At 62.3% G+C, this 24,060-nt stretch carries 14 protein-coding genes and 1 pseudogene; 11 read left to right on the forward strand and 4 right to left on the reverse strand.

What is annotated here, in order from left to right:
• Window positions 1-134 precede the first annotated feature (134 nt).
• On the forward strand, window positions 135-1,304 hold the full coding sequence (locus L2A60_RS11120) for an SEC-C metal-binding domain-containing protein (protein WP_235704447.1): 1,170 nt from the start codon (window positions 135-137) through the stop codon (window positions 1,302-1,304).
• On the opposite strand, the gene L2A60_RS11125 is transcribed toward L2A60_RS11120, so the two are convergent.
• Window positions 1,305-1,973, reverse strand: coding sequence for a hypothetical protein (locus L2A60_RS11125; RefSeq protein ID WP_235704448.1), 669 nt, complete (start codon window positions 1,971-1,973; stop codon window positions 1,305-1,307). It lies immediately after the preceding gene.
• Between the two features lie 224 nt (window positions 1,974-2,197).
• Between L2A60_RS11125 and L2A60_RS11130 the strand changes: the two genes are divergently transcribed.
• From L2A60_RS11130 to L2A60_RS11140, 3 genes are all read left to right on the forward strand, one after another.
• Window positions 2,198-3,391 carry a DUF932 domain-containing protein gene (locus tag L2A60_RS11130; RefSeq protein WP_235704449.1) on the forward strand — a complete coding sequence of 398 codons (1,194 nt, stop codon included), beginning with the start codon at window positions 2,198-2,200 and terminating at the stop codon, window positions 3,389-3,391.
• Window positions 3,392-3,564: 173 nt separating this feature from the next.
• The gene (locus L2A60_RS11135) at window positions 3,565-4,485 is read left to right on the forward strand and encodes a hypothetical protein (protein WP_235704450.1); all 921 of its coding nucleotides are present in this window, start codon (window positions 3,565-3,567) and stop codon (window positions 4,483-4,485) included.
• 128 nt (window positions 4,486-4,613) lie between these two features.
• A complete protein-coding gene (locus tag L2A60_RS11140) occupies window positions 4,614-6,755 on the forward strand; it encodes a ParB/RepB/Spo0J family partition protein (protein ID WP_235704451.1) in 2,142 nt (713 codons plus the stop codon).
• A gap of 53 nt (window positions 6,756-6,808) precedes the next feature.
• Here L2A60_RS11140 and L2A60_RS11145 read toward each other — a convergent pair whose 3' ends face one another.
• Window positions 6,809-7,138: a hypothetical protein gene (locus L2A60_RS11145; protein ID WP_235704452.1), complete on the reverse strand. Its 330-nt coding sequence runs from the start codon at window positions 7,136-7,138 to the stop codon at window positions 6,809-6,811.
• A gap of 115 nt (window positions 7,139-7,253) precedes the next feature.
• On the opposite strand from L2A60_RS11145, the gene L2A60_RS11150 reads away from it, so the two are divergent.
• The 5 genes from L2A60_RS11150 to L2A60_RS11170 all read left to right on the forward strand — a co-directional run bounded on the left by L2A60_RS11150 (window position 7,254) and on the right by L2A60_RS11170 (window position 16,234).
• Window positions 7,254-7,448 (forward strand): helix-turn-helix domain-containing protein, encoded by a 195-nt coding sequence (locus L2A60_RS11150; RefSeq protein ID WP_235704453.1) that lies wholly within the window; start codon window positions 7,254-7,256, stop codon window positions 7,446-7,448.
• A 94-nt stretch (window positions 7,449-7,542) separates the two neighbouring features.
• Window positions 7,543-10,641: a BPTD_3080 family restriction endonuclease gene (locus L2A60_RS11155; protein ID WP_235704454.1), complete on the forward strand. Its 3,099-nt coding sequence runs from the start codon at window positions 7,543-7,545 to the stop codon at window positions 10,639-10,641.
• Complete coding sequence (locus L2A60_RS11160; RefSeq protein ID WP_235704455.1) at window positions 10,638-13,502, forward strand: site-specific DNA-methyltransferase; 2,865 nt, start codon at window positions 10,638-10,640, stop codon at window positions 13,500-13,502. Before L2A60_RS11155 ends, L2A60_RS11160 begins: the two co-directional genes overlap by 4 nt.
• 12 nt (window positions 13,503-13,514) lie before the next feature.
• Window positions 13,515-14,144, forward strand: a complete 630-nt coding sequence (locus L2A60_RS11165) for a hypothetical protein (protein WP_235704456.1) — start codon at window positions 13,515-13,517, stop codon at window positions 14,142-14,144.
• The gene (locus L2A60_RS11170; protein WP_235704457.1) at window positions 14,141-16,234 is read left to right on the forward strand and encodes a 3'-5' exonuclease; all 2,094 of its coding nucleotides are present in this window, start codon (window positions 14,141-14,143) and stop codon (window positions 16,232-16,234) included. The genes L2A60_RS11165 and L2A60_RS11170 overlap by 4 nt, the downstream gene beginning before the upstream one ends.
• A gap of 34 nt (window positions 16,235-16,268) precedes the next feature.
• Here L2A60_RS11170 and L2A60_RS11175 read toward each other — a convergent pair whose 3' ends face one another.
• Together L2A60_RS11175 and L2A60_RS11180 are read right to left on the reverse strand one after the other, a co-directional pair.
• Window positions 16,269-17,711 carry an argonaute/piwi family protein gene (locus tag L2A60_RS11175; protein ID WP_235704458.1) on the reverse strand — a complete coding sequence of 481 codons (1,443 nt, stop codon included), beginning with the start codon at window positions 17,709-17,711 and terminating at the stop codon, window positions 16,269-16,271.
• Window positions 17,708-19,042 carry a DUF4365 domain-containing protein gene (locus L2A60_RS11180; RefSeq protein ID WP_235704459.1) on the reverse strand — a complete coding sequence of 445 codons (1,335 nt, stop codon included), beginning with the start codon at window positions 19,040-19,042 and terminating at the stop codon, window positions 17,708-17,710. The genes L2A60_RS11175 and L2A60_RS11180 overlap by 4 nt, the downstream gene beginning before the upstream one ends.
• Before the next feature lie 390 nt (window positions 19,043-19,432).
• Between L2A60_RS11180 and L2A60_RS11185 the strand changes: the two genes are divergently transcribed.
• Together L2A60_RS11185 and L2A60_RS11190 are read left to right on the forward strand one after the other, a co-directional pair.
• On the forward strand, window positions 19,433-23,746 hold the full coding sequence (locus L2A60_RS11185) for a strawberry notch family protein (protein ID WP_235704460.1): 4,314 nt from the start codon (window positions 19,433-19,435) through the stop codon (window positions 23,744-23,746).
• Window positions 23,746-23,940: pseudogene (locus L2A60_RS11190) on the forward strand (DNA primase); the annotation flags it as partial. The gene L2A60_RS11185 and the pseudogene L2A60_RS11190, both read left to right, overlap by 1 nt.
• Window positions 23,941-24,060 lie beyond the last annotated feature (120 nt).

The raw sequence follows: 24,060 nt of genomic DNA on the forward strand, positions 1-24,060 counted from the left end.
TCTCGCCCGGCCAGCCAACCCGCCATCTCTCCTCATTTTGACTTCATTCCGAAAGGACCTCTGAGAAGCACACTCACCGCCCCTGTAAAATTGTTCGTGTCGATATCGCCGTTTGCGATCATTATACGAGCCACATGCCCGCGCACCCATCCCTTACCGCATCTCCGGTCAAAGGCGACTTGATCACGCCTCTCGAAACGATGGGGCGCAACGAGCCGTGCTGGTGCAGGTCCGGCCTGAAATACAAGAAGTGTCATCTGGACCGAGAAAAGCAGGCCCCGGTCAATATCTTCGAGGTGGAGACAAGGCTGATCGCCCAGCTTCGGGAGGGCTATTGCTCCCACCCCGATCCTTCCAGCGACCCTTGCAGCCCGAAAATCACCAAGGCCCATACGGTCCAGAAGAAAGGCGGCATCACGGCGATAGCGGAAGCCGGGCACGTCCTGACTGTGAAGCCGACCATGAAGGACATGATCGAATCCGAGGGGCATCCTTCGCCTCGCAAGATCGGTATCAACAAGGCTTCGGTTTTCCCCGGCTTCTGCAACAAGCACGACACGGCGTTGTTCAAACCGATCGAGGGCAAGGCCCTGTCATTGAACAAAGATACGGCCTTCCTCTTCTCTTACCGAGCCATTGCCTATGAGCGGTTCGCGAAGGAGGCGCAGTTCAAGGCTATCGCCGCTCAGCGCGAGATGGATCGCGGGCAGTCCTTCTTCCACCAAGGCTTGATCCAGACTCACCTGAATGTCTTCGCGGCGGGAGTTCAGGTTGGCCGACGCGACATGGATCGCTGGAAAGCGCAATTTGACGCTAGGCTTCTCTCCGGCTGCCGCGACGATTTCCATTTTCTCGCGGTCAGGTTCGACACCGTGCTTCCGATTGTGGCTTCCAGCGCCTTCCACCCAGAATTCGACGTCCAGGGCAACCCACTTCAGCGCCTCGGTCGTGATGGCGCTGACCTCGACCACATTGCGCTCAACGTGACCGCCTTTGATGGCCAAACGATTATGGTGTTGGGCTGGATTGGGAACGCCGATGGGCCGGCACAAGCGTTCGCAGATTCATTTATGAAGGTTGCCCAAGACCGCAAGGCGGATGTCCTCGTCCGACTGTTGTTCCTTCAGACTGACAATCTGTTTCTCCGGCCGAGGTGGTGGGACGCACTCCCATCAACTCAACGGCATGTCTTTAAGAATATGATCCTGAGCGGCTCGACGATGCAAGCGCGTTCCGCGGGCGAGTATGTGGATGAAGGGACATCCGTGGTCGCTGCCGCTGCTATCGAAACTGTAAGCGGCTAATCAGTCGCGCGGTGGAAAGACCTGCCGCATCGAAACATCGTCCATCACCATTCGATCGAGTGCCGAGGACGGGCTCACATACTCGGAAATTGCCGACAGTTCCTCACACAACTCGCTTTCCTGCTCCATGTCCTCCGGTTGCATATCCTCGCCGAGATCCATCGTGGTGAACTCGATGAAGAGATCGATGTCCGCGACCTCATCCGCGCCGCGCTCCAGGCTGCCGTACAAATGGATCGCCTTCACCTTCACCCTGGTATCGGCGACGGCGTTCGTCCTGTCGGCCCACTCAAGCACCTGATCGAGAATAGCCTCCGCCTCCGCTCGCGGCAGCGTCGGACGGTCGACATGGTGGGCCAGGGCCATACCTTTGCGCGTCGGCGTGAATTTTCCCTGCTCGATCCACCCCTCGTCGATCAACTCCGCCTGTATGCGCTGAGCCTCGCGGGATGAGATCCCTAACTGTCGCTCGATGAAATCCGGCGTCATTCGTCGGACTTTCACGACGGGCTTGCCGTCGTTCCAATCCATCTCGGATTCCTGTGCGATGAAGTTCTTGAACATCCCCCGCATTTGGCGCGCGTCGAGGCCTACAATCTTTCGGGCAATTCCATACCGATCTTCCTTTTCTACTCCACTCGACACGGGCTGCATCAGCAGCTCATTCATTGACTGTAGCATTGTCCACAATCGGTGTGTCACGCCGCCTCAATGAGCCGCTTTTAACGGAAGAAGAAAGCCTTCCCCTGCGGCGGAGCCTTGTGTCTTGGCCGACCCCTTCTGCGGGGAGCCCCCCCGCAATGCCCCCTTGAGAGGGAGAGGAGGGCCGGTTTCCCGTGACGGGTTGAGGGCTGGAGAAGAGGTCTCCGGCGCCCGTCATGGAGTTTCGTTCCATGAATATGCAGGTTCTCGATGCCCGCCGTGACGCGAGCGGCGGCTACAAGGTGGATGTCAGCCGCGGCGAGCATATCGGCCGCGTGTCGTCGGAATGGTTCTCGCGCCCCGACGACGAACGCTTCCTGTCGCTCTCCGATCTGGGCCGCACCGTGCGCGAACGCTCCGAGCGAAGCCGGACCCGCACGGTGGAAAGCGCGCTGGTCCATGTCGAGGCGAACCGCAGCGATCCCGAGCGCTTGGCGCTGATCCTGCCGGGTGCCGAGGCTCCGATCGCGCCAACCCATTGGAGCTTCGGGCAACTCGCCAGCCTGGTCGGCGCTCCGGCCGCCTATCTGCGCCAGCTTCCCGCCGCATTGGCCGGCATCAATCTCCAATATGGCCTGACCTCGCACCGCGCCGAGCAGATCAAGACCTTCGAGATCGAGGACGGCCGCGTCGAGCTGCGCGCCGTCACCGGGCCGGACTATGGCCGCATCCACGATTTCGAGCTGATCGAGGCGATCCAGCGTATCGCCGGGAATGGCACCGGCGATACCCGCTGGAAGGTGCCGGGCGTGCTCAATTGGTCGACCGGGATCTACAATCCCCGTGTCGATGTCTCCAAAGACACGACGACGCTCTATGCGTCCGACCGCGATGTGTTCGTCTTCCTTGTTGACGATCTCAACCCCATTGAGGCGGGGCGCCTGCCGGACGGCTCGCCCGACCTGTTCTTCCGCGGCTTCTATGCCTGGAACAGCGAGGTTGGCGCGAAGACGCTCGGCATCGCCTCCTTCTATCTCCGGGCAGTCTGCCAGAACCGGATGCTGTGGGGCGTCGAGGATTTCGAGGAGATCACCATCCGCCACTCCAAATATGCCGCCTCCCGCTTCGCCCACGAGGCTGCGCCGGCGCTCCTGAACTTCGCGGATTCCTCGCCCATGCCCTTCGTCAACGGCATCCGGGCCGCCCGCGAACGGATCGTGGCGCGCAACGACGAAGATCGCTCCGAGTTCCTGCGCCGTCGTGGCTTCTCGAAGGCGGAGACCGGCAAGATCATCGACACCGTGCTGGCCGAGGAAGGTCGCCCGCCCGAGAGCGTCTTCGACTTCGTGCAGGGCATCACCGCCGTTGCGCGGGACAAGCCTCATCAGGACGCCCGCCTCGACCTTGAGGCCAAGGCCAAGAAGCTCATGGACCGGGCCGCCTGACTTCCGCAAAGCCGGGGCGCAGTTTTCCGCGTTTCCGGCTTTGCGCTTTTACGTCTCTCCGATTCCGATCTTCCACGGCGCGGTCCTCTCCGAGTGCGAGGGCCGCGCCTCGCTTCGTGATGGGTTGCAAGCCGAGGGACAGGCTCCCGGCGGCCCATCGCGGAGTAATCCCGATGATAGCTTTTCAGCCGCCCGCAGGCATCCGTCTGCGCGTCCTCAGCCTAGGTGCCGGTGTCCAGTCCACCACGCTCGCCCTGATGGCCGCCCATGGCGAGATCGGCCCGATGCCGGATTGCGCGATTTTCGCCGACACCGGCTGGGAGACCCAGGCCGTTTACGATCATCTGGCCTGGCTCAGATCGCCGAACGTCCTGCCATTCCCCGTCCATATCGTGTCGGCCGGCGACCTGCGCGCCGATCTTCTCGCCGGCGCCGAGGGCCATCGCTGGGCCTCGATCCCGGCCTTCACGCGCAATGTCACGCCCGCCGGCGCAGAGCTGCCCGTGTATGACGAGGACGAAAATGGCGATCTCGTTATTGTTGGCTCCCGCATCCTCAAGACCGAGCGCATTGGGGTCGGCATGATCCGCCGCCAATGCACCGGCGATTACAAGATCGTGCCGATCCGCCGAAAGGTACGCGAGCTGCTCGGCATCGCCGGCCGACGCTCGCCCACGGTGCCGGTCGCCGAGCAATGGATCGGCATCTCGCTTGACGAGGTTCTTCGGATGAAGCCGTCCTTCGAGGACTGGCAGGTCAACCGCTGGCCGCTGATCGAACAGCACATGACCCGGCAGGACTGCCTTCTCTGGCTGGAGCGGCACGGCTATCCATTGCCGCCCAAGAGCGCCTGCATCGGCTGCCCCTTCCATTCCGACGATCATTGGCGCGAGATGCGCGATCACCATCCCGATGCCTGGGCGGACGCCGGATGGGTCGATCACGCCATACGCACCGGGTTCCGGGGCATCCGCGGCGAGGTCTATCTACACCGCTCCGCCGTGCCACTCGACCAGGCCGATCTCACGACCGCCGCCGATCGCGGCCAGCTCGATCTCTGGCCGAACGAATGCGAAGGCATGTGCGAGGTATGATCTGCTCCATCACGCGGCGCGCCGTGCCCGCGGCCGGCGCCCCAAAGAGGGAGAGAAGGGCCGGATTTCCGTAACGGGTTGGAGGTCGAGAGAGAGTCTCCCGGCCGCCCGTCGCGGAGTAAATCCCGATGGCTACTGCCGTTCAGAAGATCACCCTGTCGTCCTCGCGCGACATTCCCTTCAACAAGCTCATGCTCAGCCAATCGAACGTCCGGCGCGTGAAGGCCGGCGTCTCGATCGACAGCCTGGCGGCGTCGATCGCGCGGCGCGGCCTGATCCAGAGCCTCAGCGTCCTGCCGGTTATCGATGCCGAAGGCAACGAGACCGGCATGTTCGAGGTGCCGGCCGGCGGCCGCCGCTTTCGGGCGCTGGAACTGCTGGTCAAGCAGAAGCGCCTCACTAAGACCGCGCCGGTTCCCTGCATCGTCCGTGATCGCGACGATGCGATTCTTGCCGAGGAAATCTCCTATGCCGAGAACGCCGATCGCGAGGCACTCCATCCCCTGGATCAGTTCCGGGCCTTTCAGGATATGCGGGCCAAGGGGATGCCCGAGGAGGACATCGCCGCCGCCCATTTCGTGCCGGTGCAGATCGTCAAGCAGCGCCTGAAGCTGGCGTCGGTCTCGCCGGCGCTGCTCGACGTCTATGCCGAGGACGGCATGACGCTGGAGCAGCTCATGGCCTTCACCGTGTCGGACAGCCATGACCGTCAGGAAAAGGTGTGGGAAGCCGCCCGCACGCTCGGACGGATGCAATCCTGGCAGATCAAGGGCCTCTTGACCGAGGGCGCGGTGCGCGCCGCCGACAAGCGGGCGGTGTTCGTCGGCATCGACGACTATGAGCAGGCAGGCGGTTACGTCATGCGCGACCTGTTCGAGCATGACGATGGCGGCTGGCTGCAAGATCCGGCGCTGCTCGACACCCTGGTCGCCAGCAAGCTGAAGGCGGTGGCCGAGGAGGTCGCGGCGGAAGGCTGGAAATGGGTCGAGGTAGCGCTGACGCTGCCCTATGGCGCCACCCGTGGCCTGCGCGAACTGACCGGCGTCGCGCTCGACATGATCGACGAGGAGCAGGTCAGGGCCGAGGCGCTCCAGGCCGAATATGCCAGGCTCGAAGCCGAATATGAGGACGCGGACGAGTTGCCCGACGAGATCGACCAGCGACTCGGCGAGATCAAACAGGCGCTGGAAGCCTTCGACGATCGACCCGTCCGCTATGATCCCGCCGACATCGCCATCGCCGGGGTCTTCGTCAGCATTGATGCTGGCGGCGGCCTCGTCGTGGATCGCGGTTATGTCCGTCCCGACGATGAGCTTCCGGTCGAGCCCGAAGCCAGCGAGGGGTCGGGGGCTGACGGCATCACCACCGAGGAGCCGGAAGCGCCCGACGTCCAACGCGCCGTCATCACCATCGGCAGCCAACCCGTCGAAGCCGACGACGAGGAAGACGACGCCATCAAGCCGCTGCCCGAGCGTCTGGTCATCGAACTGACCGCGTATCGTACCCTCGCGCTGCGCGATGCGGTGGCGCAGCATCCCCATGTCGCCATGACGATGCTGCTGCACAAGCTCGTGACCGACACCTTCCTGCACGGCGGGACGACCGGCTGCCTGCACGCCAATGTCCGCGAGACCTTCTTCCCCATCCAGGCCGAGGATCTGAAGGACAGCGTGCCTGCGAAGACCGTCACCGGACGACAGGAGGCGTGGAAGCAGGACATTCCGGCCGATGACGATGCGTTGTGGAGCTGGCTCGACTGGCTCGATGACACCAGCCGCATGGCGCTGCTCGCGCATTGCGTCAGCTATGGAGTGAACGCGCTCTACGAGCGGCCCAATCCGTACAGCGGCAGCGGCGTCAGCGAGCATGGGCTGCAGGTTCGTTTCGCGCAGACCGACCGGCTCGCGCGGGCGACCGGGCTCGATATGGTCGCGGCGGGCTGGCGTCCGACCTTCGGCAACTACCTCAATCGCGTCACTAAGCCCCGCATCCTCGAGGCCGTCCGCGAGGGTGCCGGTGAGCGGGCCGCCCAACTCATCGAGCACCTGAAAAAGGGCGACATGGCGCGGGAAGCCGAGCGGCTCCTCACCGACACCGGCTGGCTGCCCGAGCCGCTCCGTCTCGCGGATCTCGACGCCGAACAGACCGGGGAGACGTCGACAGAGGCCGACGCCGGCGACGATGCCGCGCTGCCGGATTTCCTCACCGGCGATGACGAGGACGCCGCTGCCGACGAGGGCGACGCCCAAACAGCGATCGCGGTTGAATAGCGAAATACGCGCGGGACGGCTCTGCCGTCCCGCGCTTCTTTCCCGTTCCACAATCACCGGCGCTCGGCCCCTGCGCCGAGACCTCGTTTGAGGAGATTCCCATGACCGACACGGCTGACAAAACGCCCGAAAGCAAAGGACACAGCACACGGCATGTTGTGCATGTCGCCACCCACGAACATCCCCACGGCAACGACGCCTAGGATTGGCGCATGCGCATCGCCCAGGAACGGTGAAGTCATGCGTTCGATGACGAACCACCATCCGAAGACGTGATCGGCGCCGAATACTCCCCGGTGGTGCCGCGCGCGACCGAAATCGGCGATCCCGATCCCGCCAACCCCATGAACGCCGACGGTGGCTGCGGCAAACATCCCGATCATCCTATTCGTCATGGATGTATGAGGTCGCCGACGACGACACCCGCCATCACCATTATCTTTCCTGATTTTCTCCGATCTTCTATACATTTCCCCAAGCGCGTGTCACGGTGGGCGCATGACCGATGAAATCCTGACGATTCGGGAGGTGGCGGAACTTCTCAAGATCAATGAGAAGACCGCCTACAAGCTTGCCTCGGCAGGCAAGATTCCTGGCTTCAAGGTCGGCGGATCGTGGCGGTTCGAGCGGCAGGAAATCGCAAACTGGATAAAGCGCAAGGTAGAAGAGCAGCAGGGGGGCAACGGGGAGTGACAAGCCAGTACCACGCGAAATCACTCGCCCATACGGTGAGCGGAAGGCACCCGATCCTCACCCCCGCCACTGCGAGTAATAGGCGCGCGCAACCATGACGACCCCGGCGAGCCCGTTCTTCGAGCAACCCATTCTTAATTCTCCTTATGAGGAACCGACACGGCACCATCCGCTGGATGCGGAAGGCCAGCCGCTCAATGAGCCGCCACGCGACGGACGGCGAAAGTCCGAACTCATCACGCCCGTCCCGAAGCCGCGCAAGAAGAAGCGCAAGAACGCAGCCAAGGATCAGGGCAGCCTCAATCTGCAAAACGACGACGGGCTTTCGACCGAGGAACAGGAATATAACCCGACCCCGATCATTAACGAGATTCGCAGCCATGTCGGCGAATGGCGGCGCTCGAACCCAGCCGTATGGGGCGTAACGCCCGCCACGGCACGCCTCCTTAAGTATTGGCGCAGCTATCAATTCCAGGGCGTGCGCCCATTTTTCTGTCAGGTGGAAGCCGTCGAGACCGTCATCTGGCTGACGGAAGTTGCGCGAAACAAAAAGCAATACGCCCACATCTGGGAACACATCCTCGGGGCCAACGAACAGGCCAACCCTGAATTGCTCCGCCTCGCCATGAAGATGGCGACCGGCGCGGGCAAGACCACCGTGATGGCGATGCTGATCGCGTGGCAGGCGGTGAATGCCGTGCGCGCGCCGACAAGCAACAATTTCTCGCGGGGCTTTCTCATCATCGCGCCGGGCATCACGATCAAGGACCGTCTGCGTGTCCTGCTGCCCAGTGACATCGAAAGCTATTACCGCGCCCGCGAGCTGGTTCCCAGCGACATGCTGGACGACATCAACAAAGCCAAAATTGTCATCACCAACTACCACGCCCTCGCGCTCAAGGAGCTTCTGGAGGTCAACAAGGTCGGACGGTCGCTTCTGCAAGGCCGTCACGCGCCTATCGTGACCAAGGAAACCGAAGGCCAAATGGTTCGCCGCGTGGCCGAAGAACTCATGGGCCTCAAGAACATCGTCGTCATCAACGATGAAGCCCACCATTGCTACAGGGAAAAGCCGAACAACGAGGACATCGACGACCTGACTGGCGACGACAGGGCCATCGCCAAGGAAGAGAACGAGGCCGCTCGGCTCTGGATCAGCGGCATCGAAATGTTCAAGCGCAAGCTGGGTGTTCGCGCCGTTTACGATCTGTCTGCCACGCCGTTTTTCCTGCGCGGCTCCGGCTATGCTGAAGGCACACTCTTTCCCTGGACGATCAGCGACTTTTCGCTGATGGACGCCATCGAGTGCGGTATCGTCAAACTGCCGCGCGTTCCCACCGCCGACAACATTCCCGAGGCGGATGTCCCGGTGTTCCGCGACCTGTGGGAGCACATCCGCGACGAAATGCCGAAGAAGGGACGCGGCAAGGGCCAGGGCGACCTTGATCCCAATTCGCTTCCCGCCAAGCTCCAAACCGCCCTTGTCGCCCTTTGCAACCACTATCAGGAAACATTCGAGAAGTGGGGCAAGTCCGGCATCGACACGCCGCCGGTGTTCATCGTCGTCTGCAACAACACGTCTACGTCGAAGCTGGTCTATGAATGGATTTCCGGCTGGCAGCGGCCCGTTGCGGAGGACAGCGAGGAACTTCGCACCGTCCATCATGGCCATCTTTCGCTGTTCAGCAATTTCGACGAGCACGGCAACCGCCTCGCTCGTCCCAACACGCTGCTGATCGACAGCAAGCAACTTGAATCGGGCGAGGCGCTTGACGACGATTTCCGCCGCGCCGCTGCCCTTGAGATCGAGCAATACAAGCGCGAGATCGCGCAGCGCTCGGGTGCGGGCGAAGTCGGGGAACTCTCCGACTCCGATCTGCTGCGCGAAGTCATGAACACGGTCGGCAAGAAAGGGCGGCTTGGCGAACAGGTACGTTGCGTCGTGTCGGTCGCTATGCTGACCGAGGGCTGGGACACCAATACCGTCACCCATATTCTCGGCGTTCGCGCCTTCGGTACGCAGCTTTTGTGTGAGCAGGTCGTCGGGCGCGGCCTGCGTCGCTATTCCTACGATCTGAACGCCGAAGAGCTGTTCAACGTCGAATATGCCGACATCATGGGCATCCCGTTCGACTTCACGGCGAAGCCCCAGGTCGCGCCGGTCAAGCCGCCCAAGAAGATGACGCGCGTGGCGGCGGTGCGCGAGCGCGCCGCGCTGGAAATGATCTTCCCCTGCGTGGTCGGCTACCGGATCGACCTGCCCGAAGAGAAGCTGCAAGCCAACTTGACTCCAAATTCGAAGCTGGTTCTCACCCCCGATATGGTCGGGCCGGGTCAGACCTTGCTTGAGGGCATTGTCGGTGAAGGCGTCACCCTCACTGTCGCCGAAATGAAGGACAAGCGCCCCAGCACCGTGTCCTATGAGCTGGCGAAGTATCTTCTCTATTCGTACTTCAAGGATGCCGATGGTGAGCCGAAGCTGCACCTGTTCTATCAAATCCAGCGCATCGTCCGGCACTGGATCGACGAAGGTTATCTTGAGTGCAAGGGCGGCACCGGCCCGTGGATGCTCCAAATCCTGAGCATCGCCGCGCAGGCCGCCGAGCGCATTTATAACGGCATCGCCGCCGCCATCGGCGATGAAGAACGCATCCGCGCCGTTCTCGATCCTTACAATCCCAAGGGCTCGACCCGCCATGTCGGGTTCATGACGAGCAAAGACCTTTACACGACCGATCTGGCTAAGAGTCATATCAACTACGTCGTCTGCGATAGCGATTGGGAAGCGGAGTTCGCCCGCGCCGCCGAGGATCATCCGCGCGTGCTCTCCTACGTCAAGAATCAGGGCCTTGGACTCGAAGTCCCGTACCAGGATGGATCGACGGCGCGCTTCTACTTGCCCGACTTCATCGTCAATGTAGACGACGGACGCGGCCCGGACGATCCCCTGCACCTGATCGTCGAGGTCAAGGGCTATCGTCGGGAGAACGTGAAGCTGAAATCCGAAACCATGCGGCAGAAATGGATCAGGGGCGTGAACAACCTTGGCGCCTATGGACGCTGGGCGTTCGAGGAATTCAACGACGTGTTCGAGATGCAAAAGGAATTCGCCGCGCTGATCGCCAAAGCACTTGAGAAAAGTGCGGTTGAGGCGAATGGCGTCAACGAACTGAAAGAAGCGAGTGGGGCATGAGCAAGGGGAGAAGAAAAACGGCGGGCGCGCCCAAGCAGGTCGAAACGCTGACGCACGCCGGGGCCAAGCGGAAGAACATCCCGACCGCCGAGCTTCAATCCGCCGCGCAGCGGGCGGAGGAAATCGCGCCCTTCGCGCCCGTCGTCTATCCGCGCCGGTATCCTCTTGCCCATGGTGAAACCCGTCCCCGCGATGCCGACCTCGATCCGCAGCTTGTCTGGAAAGGCGCGCGCGTCCGCCTGACGGCCGAGCAGATCAGGAAGGCGGCGGAGACCGGCTATATCGACATATCCGAGTCCCAACTCACATGGCGTGGCAAGGATCAGCAGGACTGGTCGGACCTCGTTGTCAACGCGCCGCCGCTTTACATTCAGGAGAAGATTCACCCCAAGGCGATCATTGACGACCTGACGCGCCGCACCAAGGCAAAGCGTGAGGCCGAAAGTGACATTGCCGACCTGTTCCACAACTTCAACGGTATCGACCCGGAAGCCAGGACCGAATTCTACCAGCACGACCAGAACTGGTCGAACCGCTTCATCCTCGGCGACAGCTTGCAGGTGATGGCGAGCCTTGCCGAGCGCGAGTCCTTACGCGGACAGGTGCAGTGCATCTATTTCGACCCGCCCTATGGCATCAAATTCAACTCGAATTGGCAGGTCTCAACGCGCTCGCGCGACGTAAAGGATGGGAAAATCGAGGAGATTTCCCGCGAGCCGGAACAGGTGCGCGCCTTCCGTGACACGTGGAGAGACGGCATCCATTCGTATCTGACCTATCTGCGCGACCGCCTTACTGCGATGCGTGATTTGCTGACTGATAGTGGAAGCATCTTCGTTCAGATCGGCGATGAAAATGTACACCGCCTGCGGGCCTTGATGGATGAGGTATTCGGGCAAGAGAATCTTATTTGTGCAATCTCGGCACAAAAGACTGGAAGTCAGTCGGGCAACTTTTTGCAAGCTACAAGCGATGACGTATTATGGTACGCGAGACAAAAAGGGGGATCGACAAAATTTCGGCCACTCTTTCTCGCTCGTGATGGAGAGGGCAGCGGCCTTTCTACTATTGAAAGAGAGGATTTCGGTGCCTATCCGCTAACGTCGGATGGCGTTCGATCTACGAGCACGTGTGATTTTGAATTTGAAGGCAGAACTTTTCATCCGGGTACCTTGGCGCATTGGAAAGTCGTTCCGAACGATCTTAACAGAGTAGCCCGTGCTGGAAGAATTGTGGCCCAGAAGAATCAAATTCGTTTGAAATACTTTCATGACGACTATCCTGTCACAAGGCTCGGAGACTACTGGAATGATGTTGGGGGAGCGACTGGAAAGGTCTATGTTGTTCAGACCTCCCCGAGGATAGTCGAACGCTGTATCCTGATGACCACCGATCCCGGTGATCTCGTGTTCGATCCCACGTGCGGCTCCGGTACGACCGCGACAGTCGCCGAGCAATGGGGGCGCCGCTGGATCACAATCGACACTTCGCGCGTGGCGCTGGCGCTCGCCCGCGCGCGGGTGATGGGCGCGAAATATCCGTATTACCTTTTGGCCGATAGCAAGGAAGGCCGCCAGAAGGAAGGCGAGCTAACCGGCAAGCCGCCTATTGATGGCGCGACGCATGGCGACATTCGCCAAGGCTTCGTCTACGACCGCGTGCCGCACATTACGTTGGGGTCAATCTCTCGAAACACCGAGATCGATGTAATCTGGGAGGAGTTTCAGGCGAAGCTTGAACCGCTGCGTCGCGACTTGAACGCCGCGCTCGGCAAGAAGTGGGAAGAATGGGAAATCCCCCGCGAGGCCGCGCCCGGCTGGTCCGACAATATCAAGGGCCTGCAAAAAGCCTGGTGGGATCAGCGTATCGCGCGGCAGAAGAAGATCGACGAGTCGATTGCCAAGAAGGCCGATGTCGAACTTCTCTACGACCGCCCTTATGAGGATAAATCCCGCATTCGCGTCGCCGGGCCGTTCACGGTCGAAAGCCTCTCGCCGCATCGTGTCGTCCCGTCCAGAGAAATCGACCTGATCGAGGAACTGGATGCCGCCGACGGCAAGCGCAAACGCAAGCTGCCCAAGGGCACCCAAGAACTCAACGACTTCACGACGATGATTCTGGACCACCTTGAAACCTCGGGTGTCCAGCAGGCGAAGAAAGCGGACCGCATCGCCTTCACGTCCATTACCGGCTGGCCCGGAACATGGATCGCCGCCGATGGCCGGTTCATGGAAGGCGAGACGGAGAAGCGCGCCGCGATCTTCATCGGCCCGGAATTCGGCACAGTCAGCCGCGCCGACCTTACCGCCGCTGCGCGCGAGGCGCTGGACGCGCGTTTCGACGCGCTGATCGCCTGTGGCTTCAACTTCGAAGCCCATACCTCTGAACTCAACAAGCTGGGACCTTTGCCGATCCTCAAGGCCAAGATGAATCCCGAACTGCATATGTCCGACGAACTGAAGAACACGGGCGCGGGCAATCTGTTCGTCGTGTTCGGCGAGCCGGACATCAAGTGGGAGTTCGACACAGACGGCGAGATCGTTGTCGAGGTCTTGGGTGTCGATGTGTTCGACCCCAAGACCGGCGAAGTCCGCGCCAGCGGCAAGGACGACATCGCCGCGTGGTTCATCGACACGGACTATAACGAGGAGAGCTTCTTCGTCCGCCACGCCTATTTTATGGGCGCGAACGATCCCTACAAGTCGCTCAAGACCGCATTGAAGGCCGAGATCGACGAGGACGCCTGGGCGACCCTCTACCGGGACAAGTCCCGCCCGTTCCCGCGCCCTGACACGGGCCGCTTCGCGATCAAGGTCATCAATCACTTCGGCGACGAGGTGATGAAGGTCTTTGCGGTGTAGGGGGGGCGAGTGATGCTGCGGCTTGAGATAGACGGAAAATGGGAGCCGGAGGACTTCATTGAAGTCCTTACCGGCGTTGAATCGCTTTACTATAAAGCGGCTCTAATCCGCAGATTCCCCTACGAGCCACCGTTCTATTCGTTTGAGCGCTCGTATCTGTCGGCAAGCTTTGACGAGCAGTTGGACCAGACCAACAACTGGCTTCTTGCGCGGGCGCGCGCGACGGCTCGCGTTGACTATCGAATGAAGGTCGCCCGGATTTCGTATGCCTCTCCCGGAGGGATTGATCTCGCGGGCCTCGGGCAAGCCTGCAACGCGCTTAAGGGAATAATCGACAGCCTCATTAAGTTTTTCACCGAAGGTGAACTTCGGCGCCAGGCCGATGAGCAAGCGAAAATCGAAACGTCCGTTAAGGAAACGGAACTCGAAAGGGATCGGGAGTCCCTACGTACTCTGAAGATCAAAAACGCCCGCGCCATTCTGAATTTGCGGCGCGATTTCCACGACGTTCCCGAAGATGTCCTTGTGGCGCTGATCGGCAACGATCAAGATCGGCTTGTCCCGCGCATTGCCGAAAGGAAGCTCATCGGCATTCAGAGAATTGACGGCGATTCTCACGAGGACGATGGGGACGAACGGTGATCTTCTGCATCGCGGACAGTTTTCAAACTGCTTTGCGCCGCCTTTCCGCGCAGGAACAGAAGGCGGTGAAGGAGACTGTTTTCGATTTGCAGATGAACCCCGCCGCGCCGGGGCTTCAATTTCACCGCATCGACAAGTCCAAAGACCCCAATTTCTGGTCGATGCGCGTCAACCGCGACATTCGCCTGATCGTCCACAAGACGGAAGGCAGCTTTCTGATCTGCTACGTTGCCCATCACGACGATGCTTACACCTGGGCCGAGCGCCGCCGCATCGAAACCCATCCCACGACCGGCGCGGCGCAGATCGTGGAAGTCCGCGAGCGTGTTCAGGAGATTGTGGTTCACAAGCCGGTCGAGGCAGAGCAGCCGGCCGCGCCGATCCGCGTTGTTCTGCCGCCACTGTTTCCCGGCATCACGGACGAGGAACTTCTCACCTACGGCGTCCCGGTCGATTGGCTTGCCGACGTAAAAGCCGCCACGGAAGATACGATCTTCGATCTTGCCGAGCACCTGCCGCGCGAAGCGGCGGAAGCGCTGCTGGACCTTGCCACTGGGGCAAAGCCGCAGATACCGGCCGTCACCGCGCCGGAGGCGGTCAGCCCCTTCGAGCATCCCGATGCCCAGCGCCGCTTCCGCGTCATGGAGGATGTCGAAGAACTCAAGCGCGCGCTTGATTTCCCGTGGGATCAATGGACGGTGTTCCTGCATCCGTCGCAGCGGCAGGTGGTGGAGCAATCGTTCAGCGGCCCCGCGCGGGTGTCTGGTTCCGCCGGAACGGGAAAGACCGTCGTGGCCCTGCATCGCGCCGCGAATATCCTGCGCCAGCATCCGCAGGCGCGGCTCTTGCTCACGACGTTTTCCCTGCCTCTTGCCAACGCGCTGGAAGGCAAGCTTCGCATTCTGACGGGCGCAGACAACAGCATTGTTCCCCGCGTGACCGTCCTGCCGTTCAGGGGCGTCGCGCACGAACTGTTTACGCTGGCCTTCGGGCACCACCCGAGGGCGGCGACCGAGGACCAGATTCGCGGAGCGCTCAAGACGGCGGCGGGCGAAGCGTCCCTGACCAGCTTCACCCCGCGCTTCCTGGCATCGGAATGGCTCAATGTCGTCGATGCGTGGCAGTTGGACAGCCTTCAAGCCTATCAGGACGTTCCCCGCCTTGGCCGCAAGAACCGCCTTGGGGTCAAGCAGCGCGAAAAACTCTGGCCTGTCTTCGTGAAGGCGCGGCATATCATCGAGGCGCAGGGGCTTCTCACCTGGCCGTCCATCTTCGGGAAAGTCACCGCGCATTTTGCGGGCCGGGCCGACGAGCCCTTCACCCATGCGGTGATCGACGAGGCCCAGGACCTTGGCGTGCCGGAACTGCGGATGCTCGCCGCCATTACGCCGGGCGGCCCCGATGCGCTGTTCTTCGCCGGCGATCTCGGCCAGCGCATCTTTCAGGAGCCGTTTTCGTGGAAAGCGCTGGGTGTCGATATTCGCGGGCGCTCGCGCACCCTCAAGGTCAATTACAGGACCTCGCATCAGATCAGGCAGGCGGCCGACCGCCTTCTGCCCAAGATCGTACAGGACGTTGACGGGAACGAGCAAGACCGGCGCGGCACCGTGTCCGTGTTCAACGGCCCCGATCCCGAAATCCAGATCTTCGCGGACGCCGACCGCGAGATCCACGGCGTGGCCGACTGGATCAAACAGTCCGTGGCAGACGGAATCGCCCCTGCTGAGATCGGCCTGTTCGTGAGGTCCAACGACCAGCTCGCCAGGGCGCGCGCCGCCGTGAAAGCCGCCGGTCACACGCAGTTGGAATTGTCGGAACGTCTTGAGCAGCCGCAGGGCCGCATCGCCATCGGCACCATGCACCTTGCCAAGGGCCTCGAATACAAGGCCGTTGCCGTCATGGCCTGCGACGACGACGTATTGCCCTTGCAGGAGCGCATCGAGACCGTCGCCGATGAATCGGAACTCGACGAGGTTCACGACACCGAGCGAAACCTGTTCTATGTTGCCTGCACCCGCGCCCGCGACCGGCTGCTTGTTTCCGGCGTTCAACCCTCTTCGGAATTTTTCGCCGACTTTTCCGCCCCGTAGGGCCGGAACAGCGGTTGACCGGCACGGCTGCAATCTACGTGTAGCGGCGGAAGTCCGACGAGACCGCTGTCCCGAACTCGACGTGCTTGAGAATGCGCCCGACCTCCCGCGCCGCCTTGATGGGTGCCGGAAGCTTTTGATCGAACTGCGTCGTGTTCCAGTTCACCTTCGTCAGCGCGAGCACATCTTTTGCTACAGTCAAGATTTTGCTGTCCGAATTCTCATGAGGCACGAGCAGTAAAGGGCGCGGTACGCGCAGGCCGGGGAATGTCCCGTAGAACGGCACGCTGCCGCGCGTATAGAGCAGGCCCTTCCCGTCCAGATCGACGAACGTGCCGCGCAGGACGGGATAATTGCCATCCCGGAAGATGGCGATCGGGGAACTCTCCTGCACCCATACGAGGTCGGACATCTCGATACCGGACTTCCCAAGAGCGGCGTCGATGCCCTCCGCCTCTTCGGGGCGGAAGCGCGAGGTCTTCAGGACCATCAGCCGCGCAGGCACATGTCGGTGATGCGCTTTGTACGCTGCGATGGACTGCACAACGAGTTCTTCCGCGTCTTTGGCGGTCAGATATGGATGCCGCCCGCGTGTTTCCGTCTGCGCGCGCGCCCCTCGCAGAATGAGACCGCGACCACGCTCATCGAACATCTGCGCGGTACTGGTCCAAAGTTGCTGACCGTCGAGGTCACGATAAAAGCCGATGCCCAGGAAGCTGGTGCGGTATTCCGCCTGATCCGGCAGCAAGCGCCATGGCACTTTGCCCGCCTTGTAGAAGAGCGCGTTGAGAAGATTCCACGCGCGCGTCGCCTTTACCTGCGTTTGGCGGTTGCTGTCGCGTTTGACCTTGCGGGGGATTTTGGCAGCGTCGTCCCACGTATCCGGCCAGACGATCTGCGTCGGAACCGGCAAGTGAAGCGTCTTCGCCTTGAGCAGGTCGCGGAAGTTGAGCATATCGCCGCCGTCGTCATCGTCGTCGTCCTCCTCGCTCTTGGCGTTAACGAGCTTCTCGATGAGCGGAATGGGCAAAGCCAGAACGATGACATCGGGCTTCGCGTTGCCTTCGATCAGAGCCGAAAGCTGCGACGTGACCAATTCGACGGCATGGCGAACCGCTTCGTCGTGACGGCCTATGCCGGTGATTTCGTTGACCTGACGACGGGAAATGGTGGCTGTAGCCCCATCGGGCACTTCGAACTTGCAGCGGAACGGGTTCTGATTGCCCAGACCCGGAAAATCCGGGTTGAGATTGATAAGCTGCTTGTTCCCGCTTTCGATGCCGCGCCCGGTTTCTCCGAGGAATTCCGTGAACCCCGCAACCGTGTCGTCCGTGCCGATGACGCCGACGCGGATAACGTCGCCCGAACGCGGCTGCAACGGCCCGTGCTCGCGCAAGCCCTGTCGGGGATCGCAATGCTGTCCGCCGTCGCCGAATTCAAGCATCGGTTCGTCAAAGACATGCGCCTTGAAAATCATCCGATGCCCCCGTCCTCAAAGAGGTCCTGCGCTTCCATCTCCTTGGCGCGCGGATCGGTCCGGTTCCATGAGGACTCCGGCACTGCCTGAGACAACTGGATTACCGGGAGCCGCTCGAATTGCAGCAATGGCGCGGGTTTGTCGGCGTCGAACAGACCAACCTCATGTTTGCCGCTCTCGACCAGCAAGTGCTGCCACATCATCACCTGGCCGCGCACGGCGGCATTGCGCTCCAGACGCTTCTTGCCTGCCAAAAGCGCCTCTGGATAACGGTGCGGCTGGAAACCGTCCATGGTGAAATAAAAATCGGGGTCGATGACTACGAACCATTCATCGGCAAGACGTTCGAACCGCAGCCGTGCCGCGTGATGCCGAACGTAGCCACGGCCTTCCTTCTTCTTGCTCGCATAGGCGCTCACGACCTTGGCGGAGGTTTCATTGACATTGGACATGTAGCGGTAGCTGCGCGACTTGCCGGTACCGACCGCCTTGAAGTGGAACAGCCTGTCTTTGCGGAGAAAGGAAAGTTGCCCTGTTGTCTGTCGCTCGACGGTGCGCCGCAACAAATCCATCGTGTCGTTGATGTCGTCGCGTTCGTCATTGAATGCGATGAGCTTAGTATCAACGGCCTCGACCTGATCGAGATCGACAATCGCGCGAGTGCCGTACTCTCTGGGGTCGAAGAAAGAGACGAAGCGCCGCTTGCGGATTACCCAGTCGAACCGGATGTTGCCTTGCTTAACCAGTTCGGGCACGGCGTCGCGACCGCTACCGAAGGGCGACGTTGAGATGAAGATTTCATCCGGCAACTTGACGCGCAGCAGGTTGATGATGGCGTCTTCGCCCTGATTGAGCGGCGGCAGGAAAACGCCTGGCGTGCGACGATCAATGGTGAGCGCGCCAATGCGATCAGCGCAGCGCGGGTCGAATACATCGGTCCCTTTGTCGAACTTCAGACGGCGTTCCTCGCCCCTGACGCAATCGCTAACGTCTTTCCAATACGCCGTTTCGTCGGACTTCCGCCAAAGAACAATGATGACGGGGATGTTCGAGGTGCGCCAGTACTTCAGATCGTCCGGCTTGAGAAGGTATTCGAAGCTGTTGTCGTTCTCGCGGACATATTGGCCGCTCTCCGTGGATTTGACCTGGACACCGAGCAGTTTGCCGAGCGGCGCGCCGCTCTTCGGATCGCGCAGTTCGACGATGCCGTCCGTGCCCGCTTCGAGGCGCCCCCGCTGCTCGTAAAGAAAGCCGGTTTCGAGAACGATCTTTTTGATCGCTGTCTCGCCCAATTCACCCAGGACCTGGCTATCGGTGATTCTCTTCGACATGCCATATCATATGGCACTTCGGAGGTATCCCAAACAACTTTGTTCGCGATTTGTTTCCTACCAGGCCATGCCCAACCAGGCTGTCGTGAATGGAGTCGTACTTCGCACGGCTCCTGCCATCCGACATCCATCCCTCGCGCATCTTGAACAAAGCGGGCTGATGCCCGCTGCATCCTGCTGCGTCGGCCGTAGGGTCGCCTTTTCGGTTTTTGAGGGCCTAGGCCCTACGGTTCTCAAGGACCTGACCCTGCTTTCCGGCCGGGCGCTTTTCTCGTGCCAGCCATGATGGCGTCTTAAGAGGGAGAGGAGCGCCGGGACGGGCTGAGTCCGGGTGGTCGAGAGAGAGCGCCGACCGGGCCTTCCCGTTCCCGCTCTCCTGAAAGTCTCCCCATGAACGTGATGTTCCCCGTGACCGCTCCGGTCGCGCCCGCCACCTCCGCGTCCGCCATCCTCGCGGCCGCCCATCATTTTCTCGGCCATCTCGAACGCGGCGAGCGCGTCGACGCCCCAATGCTGCGCGCTGCGATGGAGGCCGCGTTCGGCGCCTCCGACACCTCCGGCGCCTGGGACTGGAAAGCCGCCTACGATGCCTGCGAGGCCGCGACCGTCCTCTTCCTCCGCAAATACGGAAAGGCGCTTTTCCGCAAAGCCGCGTCGCCGACTGTACGGCTTGCTGCCGTGTCGAAAATCACCGGCCTCCTGCCGACGCATACCCGTCGCTCCGAAGAGAGCCAGGCGATGCAGCAATTCTCGACGCCGGCGCCGCTCGGCTTCGCGGCGATGACGGCAGCGGCGATCACGCCGACCGACATCGCGCTGGAGCCCTCGGCCGGCACGGGCCTCCTCGCCATTCTCGCCGAGATCAGTGGCGGCACGCTTCTCCTCAACGAGTTGGCCGAGACCCGCGCCGATCTGCTCGCCTCCCTCTTTCCAGCCGTCGCCGTCACGCGCTTCGACGCGGCCCAGATTGACGATCACCTCGCACCGAGCGCGGTCCCCAGCGTCGTGCTGATGAATCCGCCGTTCTCGGCACTGGCGAACGTCGCCGGCCGTGTCGCCGACGCCGCCTATAGGCATGTCGCCTCAGCACTGGCGCGGCTCGCCGACGGCGGGCGCCTGGTCGCAATCACCGGCGCCAATTTCAGCCCGGACCTTCCTGCCTGGCGCGATGCCTTCGTCCGGCTTCAGGAGCGCGGCACGATCGTCTTCACCGCGGCGATCGATGGCTCGGTCTATGCCAGGCACGGTACGTCCATCGACATCCGGCTCACCGTCATCGACAAGCGCCCCGCCACCGATCCGGCCCTGTTCCCGGCATCGGCCGGCGTTGCGCCCGACATCGCCACGCTGCTCGGCTGGATCGAGACGCAGGTGCCGGCACGTCTCGTTGTCGCCCGACCGGCGGCCGTCGCCCTCACGGCGAGGCAGGTCCCTCGTACTGTGCGCGGATACCTCGCGCGCGCCACAGCCGCTCGGCCGGCACGACTCGCCTCGATCGAACCAGAGGGCATCGAGCTTGCCTATGAGACCGTGGACTGGACGCCGCCGGAAGGCGCTCGCCTGACCGACGCGATCTACGAGGAATACGCGCTCCAGTCGATTCGTATCCCCGGCGCGCAGCCGCACCCGACCAAGCTGGTGCAGTCGGCCGCGATGGCATCGGTCACGCCGCCCAGGCCGAGCTACCGGCCGATGCTGCCAGCCCGCATCGTCACCGATGGCCTGCTCTCCGACGCCCAGCTTGAGACTCTCATCTATGCCGGCGAGGCGCATGGCGACTATCTCGCCGGATCGTGGACGATGGACGAGACCTTCGATCTCGTCTCTACCGCACCTGAGGGCGCGGACGGCGCCGTGCGCTTCCGGCGTGGTTTCATGCTCGGCGACGGCACTGGCGCCGGCAAGGGTCGCCAGGCGGCCGGCATCATTCTCGATAACTGGCTGCGCGGACGCCGCAAGGCGGTCTGGATTTCGAAGTCCGACAAGCTGATCGAGGACGCGCAACGTGACTGGTCGGCCCTCGGCATGGAGCGTTTGCTGGTCACGCCGCTCTCCCGATTCGCCCAGGGGCGGCCAATCACCCTGGCGGAAGGCATCCTATTTTTAACCTACGCTACGCTGCGGTTCGACGACCGCGGCGAGAAGGTTTCGCGCGTCCGCCAAATCGTCGAATGGTTGGGCTCCGACTTCGACGGAGTGATCATTTTCGACGAGAGCCATGCCATGCAGAACGCCGGCAACGGCAAGGGAGACCGGGGTGACGTTGCCCCCTCGCAGCAGGGACGGGCGGGCTTGCGCCTGCAGCACGCGCTGCCCGATGCCCGCATCGTCTACGTCTCGGCGACGGGCGCCACCACCGTCCATAATCTCGCCTATGCCCAGCGGCTCGGGCTCTGGGGCGGGGAGGGTTTCCCCTTCGCCAACCGCGCCGAATTCGTCACCGCCATCGAGGACGGCGGCGTTGCGGCGATGGAGGTGCTCGCCCGCGATCTGCGCGCGCTCGGTCTCTACACCGCGCGTTCGCTCTCCTATGACGGGGTGGAATATGAGCTGATCGAACATCCGCTCACCGAAGAACAGCAGCGCATCTACGACGCTTATGCCGGGGCGTTCGCGATCATCCACAACCATCTCGACGCGGCAATGGAGGCGGCGAATATCACCGGCTCGGACGGTACGCTGAACCGGCAGACCAAATCCGCCGCGCGTTCGGCCTTCGAATCCGCCAAGCAGCGGCTCTTCGGTCATCTGCTCACCAGCATGAAGACGCCGACCCTGATCCGCTCGATCGATCAGGACCTGGCGGCGGGTCATGCCGCAGTGATCCAGATCGTCTCGACCGGCGAGGCGCTGATGGAACGCCGTCTGGCCGAGATCCCGACCGAGGAATGGAACGACGTTCGGGTGGACATCACTCCTCGGGAATATGTTCTGGACTATCTCGCCCATTCTTTCCCGGTGCAGCTCTACGAGCCCTACACCGATTGCGAGGGCAACCTGTCATCGCGGCCTGTCTATCGCGATGGTCAGCCGGTCGAAAGCCGCGAAGCCGTCGCCCGGCGCAACGAACTGATCGAACGGCTTGCGTCGCTTCCTCCCGTTCCGGGCGCGCTCGACCAGATCGTGCAGCGCTTCGGCACGGAGATGGTGGCCGAGGTGACGGGCCGCTCGCGCCGCATCGTCCGCAACGGTAATCGTCTTGCCGTGGAGACCCGTGCGCCCTCGGCCAACCTTGCCGAGGCGGCCGCCTTCATGGACGACGACAAGCGCGTGCTGGTGTTCTCCGACGCCGGCGGCACCGGCCGCAGCTACCATGCCGAACTTTCGGCGCGGAACCGGCGGTTGCGCGTCCATTATCTGCTCGAACCAGGCTGGAAAGCCGACGCCGCCATTCAAGGCCTCGGCCGCACTAACCGGACGAACCAGGCCCAGCCGCCCTTGTTCCGGCCGATCGCGACCGATGTGAAGGCCGAGAAGCGCTTCCTTTCAACCATTGCCCGGCGCCTGGATACGCTGGGTGCGATCACGCGCGGGCAGCGGCAGACCGGCGGTCAGGGCCTGTTCCGGCCCGAGGACAATCTGGAATCCTCCTATGCGCGGGCCGCCCTGCGCCAGCTCTACGGCCTGCTCGTGCGCGGCAAGGTCGAAGGCTGCTCGCTCGACCGCTTCGAATCCAGCACCGGCCTCAAGCTGACGGATTCGAACGGCATCAAGGACGAGCTGCCGCCGATCACCACCTTCCTCAACCGGCTGCTGGCGCTCACCATCGAGTTGCAGGGCATCCTGTTCACCGCCTTCGAGCAACTGCTCGATGCGAAGGTGCAGGGCGCGATCGCCAGCGGCGTCTATGATGCGGGGCTGGAAACGCTGATGGCGGAGAGTTTCGTCGTCACCGACCGCCGGACCATCTACACCCACCCGACCTCCGGCGCGGAAACCCGGCTGCTCACCATCACCGAGCGGCAGCGCAATCGCCCCGTCACGCTCGCCCAGGCATTCGATCATTCCAACTATCCGGGCGCGGTCCTGCTTGTGAACACGCAATCCAGGCGCGCCGCTGTGCAGACCCCTGCGCCGAGCATCATGCTCGACGATGGCGAGATCGAGCGCCGGGTCCGGCTGATCCGGCCGATGGAGCACCACCACGCATCGCTCAAGATGATGGCGGACAGCCATTGGCAGGAGACCGATCGAGACACGTTCGCCTCGATTTGGAACCACGAGGTCGCGCGAGTGCCGACCTTCTCCGACAGCACGCTCCATATCGTCGCGGGGCTGCTTCTGCCGGTGTGGAAGCGGCTGCCGGACGATTCGACGCGGGTTTACCGCCTTCAGACCGACGATGGCGAACGCATCATCGGTCGCCGCGTCTCCGCGGCCTGGGCCGCGAACGCCTCCGATACGGGCGCATCCACGCTGACGGCGGACAGCGCCTATGCCGCGCTGGCGGACGGCCGTACGATCCTCGACCTTGCCGATGGGCTCCAGCTTCGGCGCGTGCGTGTGATGGGCGCCCATCGCCTCGAACTGACCGGCTTCACCGAGGCGATGCGGGAGCGACTGCGCGCCTATGGTTTGTTCAGCGAGATCATCTCGTGGAAGCTGCGCTTCTTCGTGCCAGTCGACGCTTCCGGTCCCGCCGTCCTCGGCAAGCTGCTCGACACCTATCCGGTCGCGCGCATCTCCGAGAAGGAGGCCGCGTAATGGCTCGCCACGACGCTTCCGACCTCGCGCACCGTCTCGGCCGGCAGGCCGAGGCGGTGTGCAAGCATTATCTTTCCAACGGCCATCGCCAGGGCAATTATTGGCAGGTTGGTGATGTTCGCAATGCGCAGGGCCGCTCAATGTTCGTCCGGCTAAAGGATTCGCCCAAAGGCCCGGCCGGCAAATGGACAGAACATGTTGCGGCGAAAGTTATGTTGCGGATCTGCGGTTGGGCTTTGTGCCGCAGGCGATCGACGGCTTCCACGCAACATAATGTCAGGACGTGGCGGGGGGTTTGGTGATGCCCCGAGACG

This window comes from Acidiphilium iwatense, assembly GCF_021556475.1.
GTDB classification, from domain to species: Bacteria; Pseudomonadota; Alphaproteobacteria; order Acetobacterales; family Acetobacteraceae; genus Acidiphilium; species Acidiphilium iwatense.

What these genes read in the sequence shown, in the direction of transcription:
- L2A60_RS11120 (WP_235704447.1), top strand. Translation starts at nt 135, where the DNA reads ATGCCCGCGCACCCATCCCTTACCGCATCTCCGGTCAAAGGCGACTTG.
- L2A60_RS11125 (WP_235704448.1), bottom strand. Translation starts at nt 1,973, where the DNA reads ATGAATGAGCTGCTGATGCAGCCCGTGTCGAGTGGAGTAGAAAAGGAA.
- L2A60_RS11130 (WP_235704449.1), top strand. Translation starts at nt 2,198, where the DNA reads ATGAATATGCAGGTTCTCGATGCCCGCCGTGACGCGAGCGGCGGCTAC.
- L2A60_RS11135 (WP_235704450.1), top strand. Translation starts at nt 3,565, where the DNA reads ATGATAGCTTTTCAGCCGCCCGCAGGCATCCGTCTGCGCGTCCTCAGC.
- L2A60_RS11140 (WP_235704451.1), top strand. Translation starts at nt 4,614, where the DNA reads ATGGCTACTGCCGTTCAGAAGATCACCCTGTCGTCCTCGCGCGACATT.
- L2A60_RS11145 (WP_235704452.1), bottom strand. Translation starts at nt 7,138, where the DNA reads ATGATCGGGATGTTTGCCGCAGCCACCGTCGGCGTTCATGGGGTTGGC.
- L2A60_RS11150 (WP_235704453.1), top strand. Translation starts at nt 7,254, where the DNA reads ATGACCGATGAAATCCTGACGATTCGGGAGGTGGCGGAACTTCTCAAG.
- L2A60_RS11155 (WP_235704454.1), top strand. Translation starts at nt 7,543, where the DNA reads ATGACGACCCCGGCGAGCCCGTTCTTCGAGCAACCCATTCTTAATTCT.
- L2A60_RS11160 (WP_235704455.1), top strand. Translation starts at nt 10,638, where the DNA reads ATGAGCAAGGGGAGAAGAAAAACGGCGGGCGCGCCCAAGCAGGTCGAA.
- L2A60_RS11165 (WP_235704456.1), top strand. Translation starts at nt 13,515, where the DNA reads ATGCTGCGGCTTGAGATAGACGGAAAATGGGAGCCGGAGGACTTCATT.
- L2A60_RS11175 (WP_235704458.1), bottom strand. Translation starts at nt 17,711, where the DNA reads ATGATTTTCAAGGCGCATGTCTTTGACGAACCGATGCTTGAATTCGGC.
- L2A60_RS11180 (WP_235704459.1), bottom strand. Translation starts at nt 19,042, where the DNA reads ATGTCGAAGAGAATCACCGATAGCCAGGTCCTGGGTGAATTGGGCGAG.
- L2A60_RS11185 (WP_235704460.1), top strand. Translation starts at nt 19,433, where the DNA reads ATGAACGTGATGTTCCCCGTGACCGCTCCGGTCGCGCCCGCCACCTCC.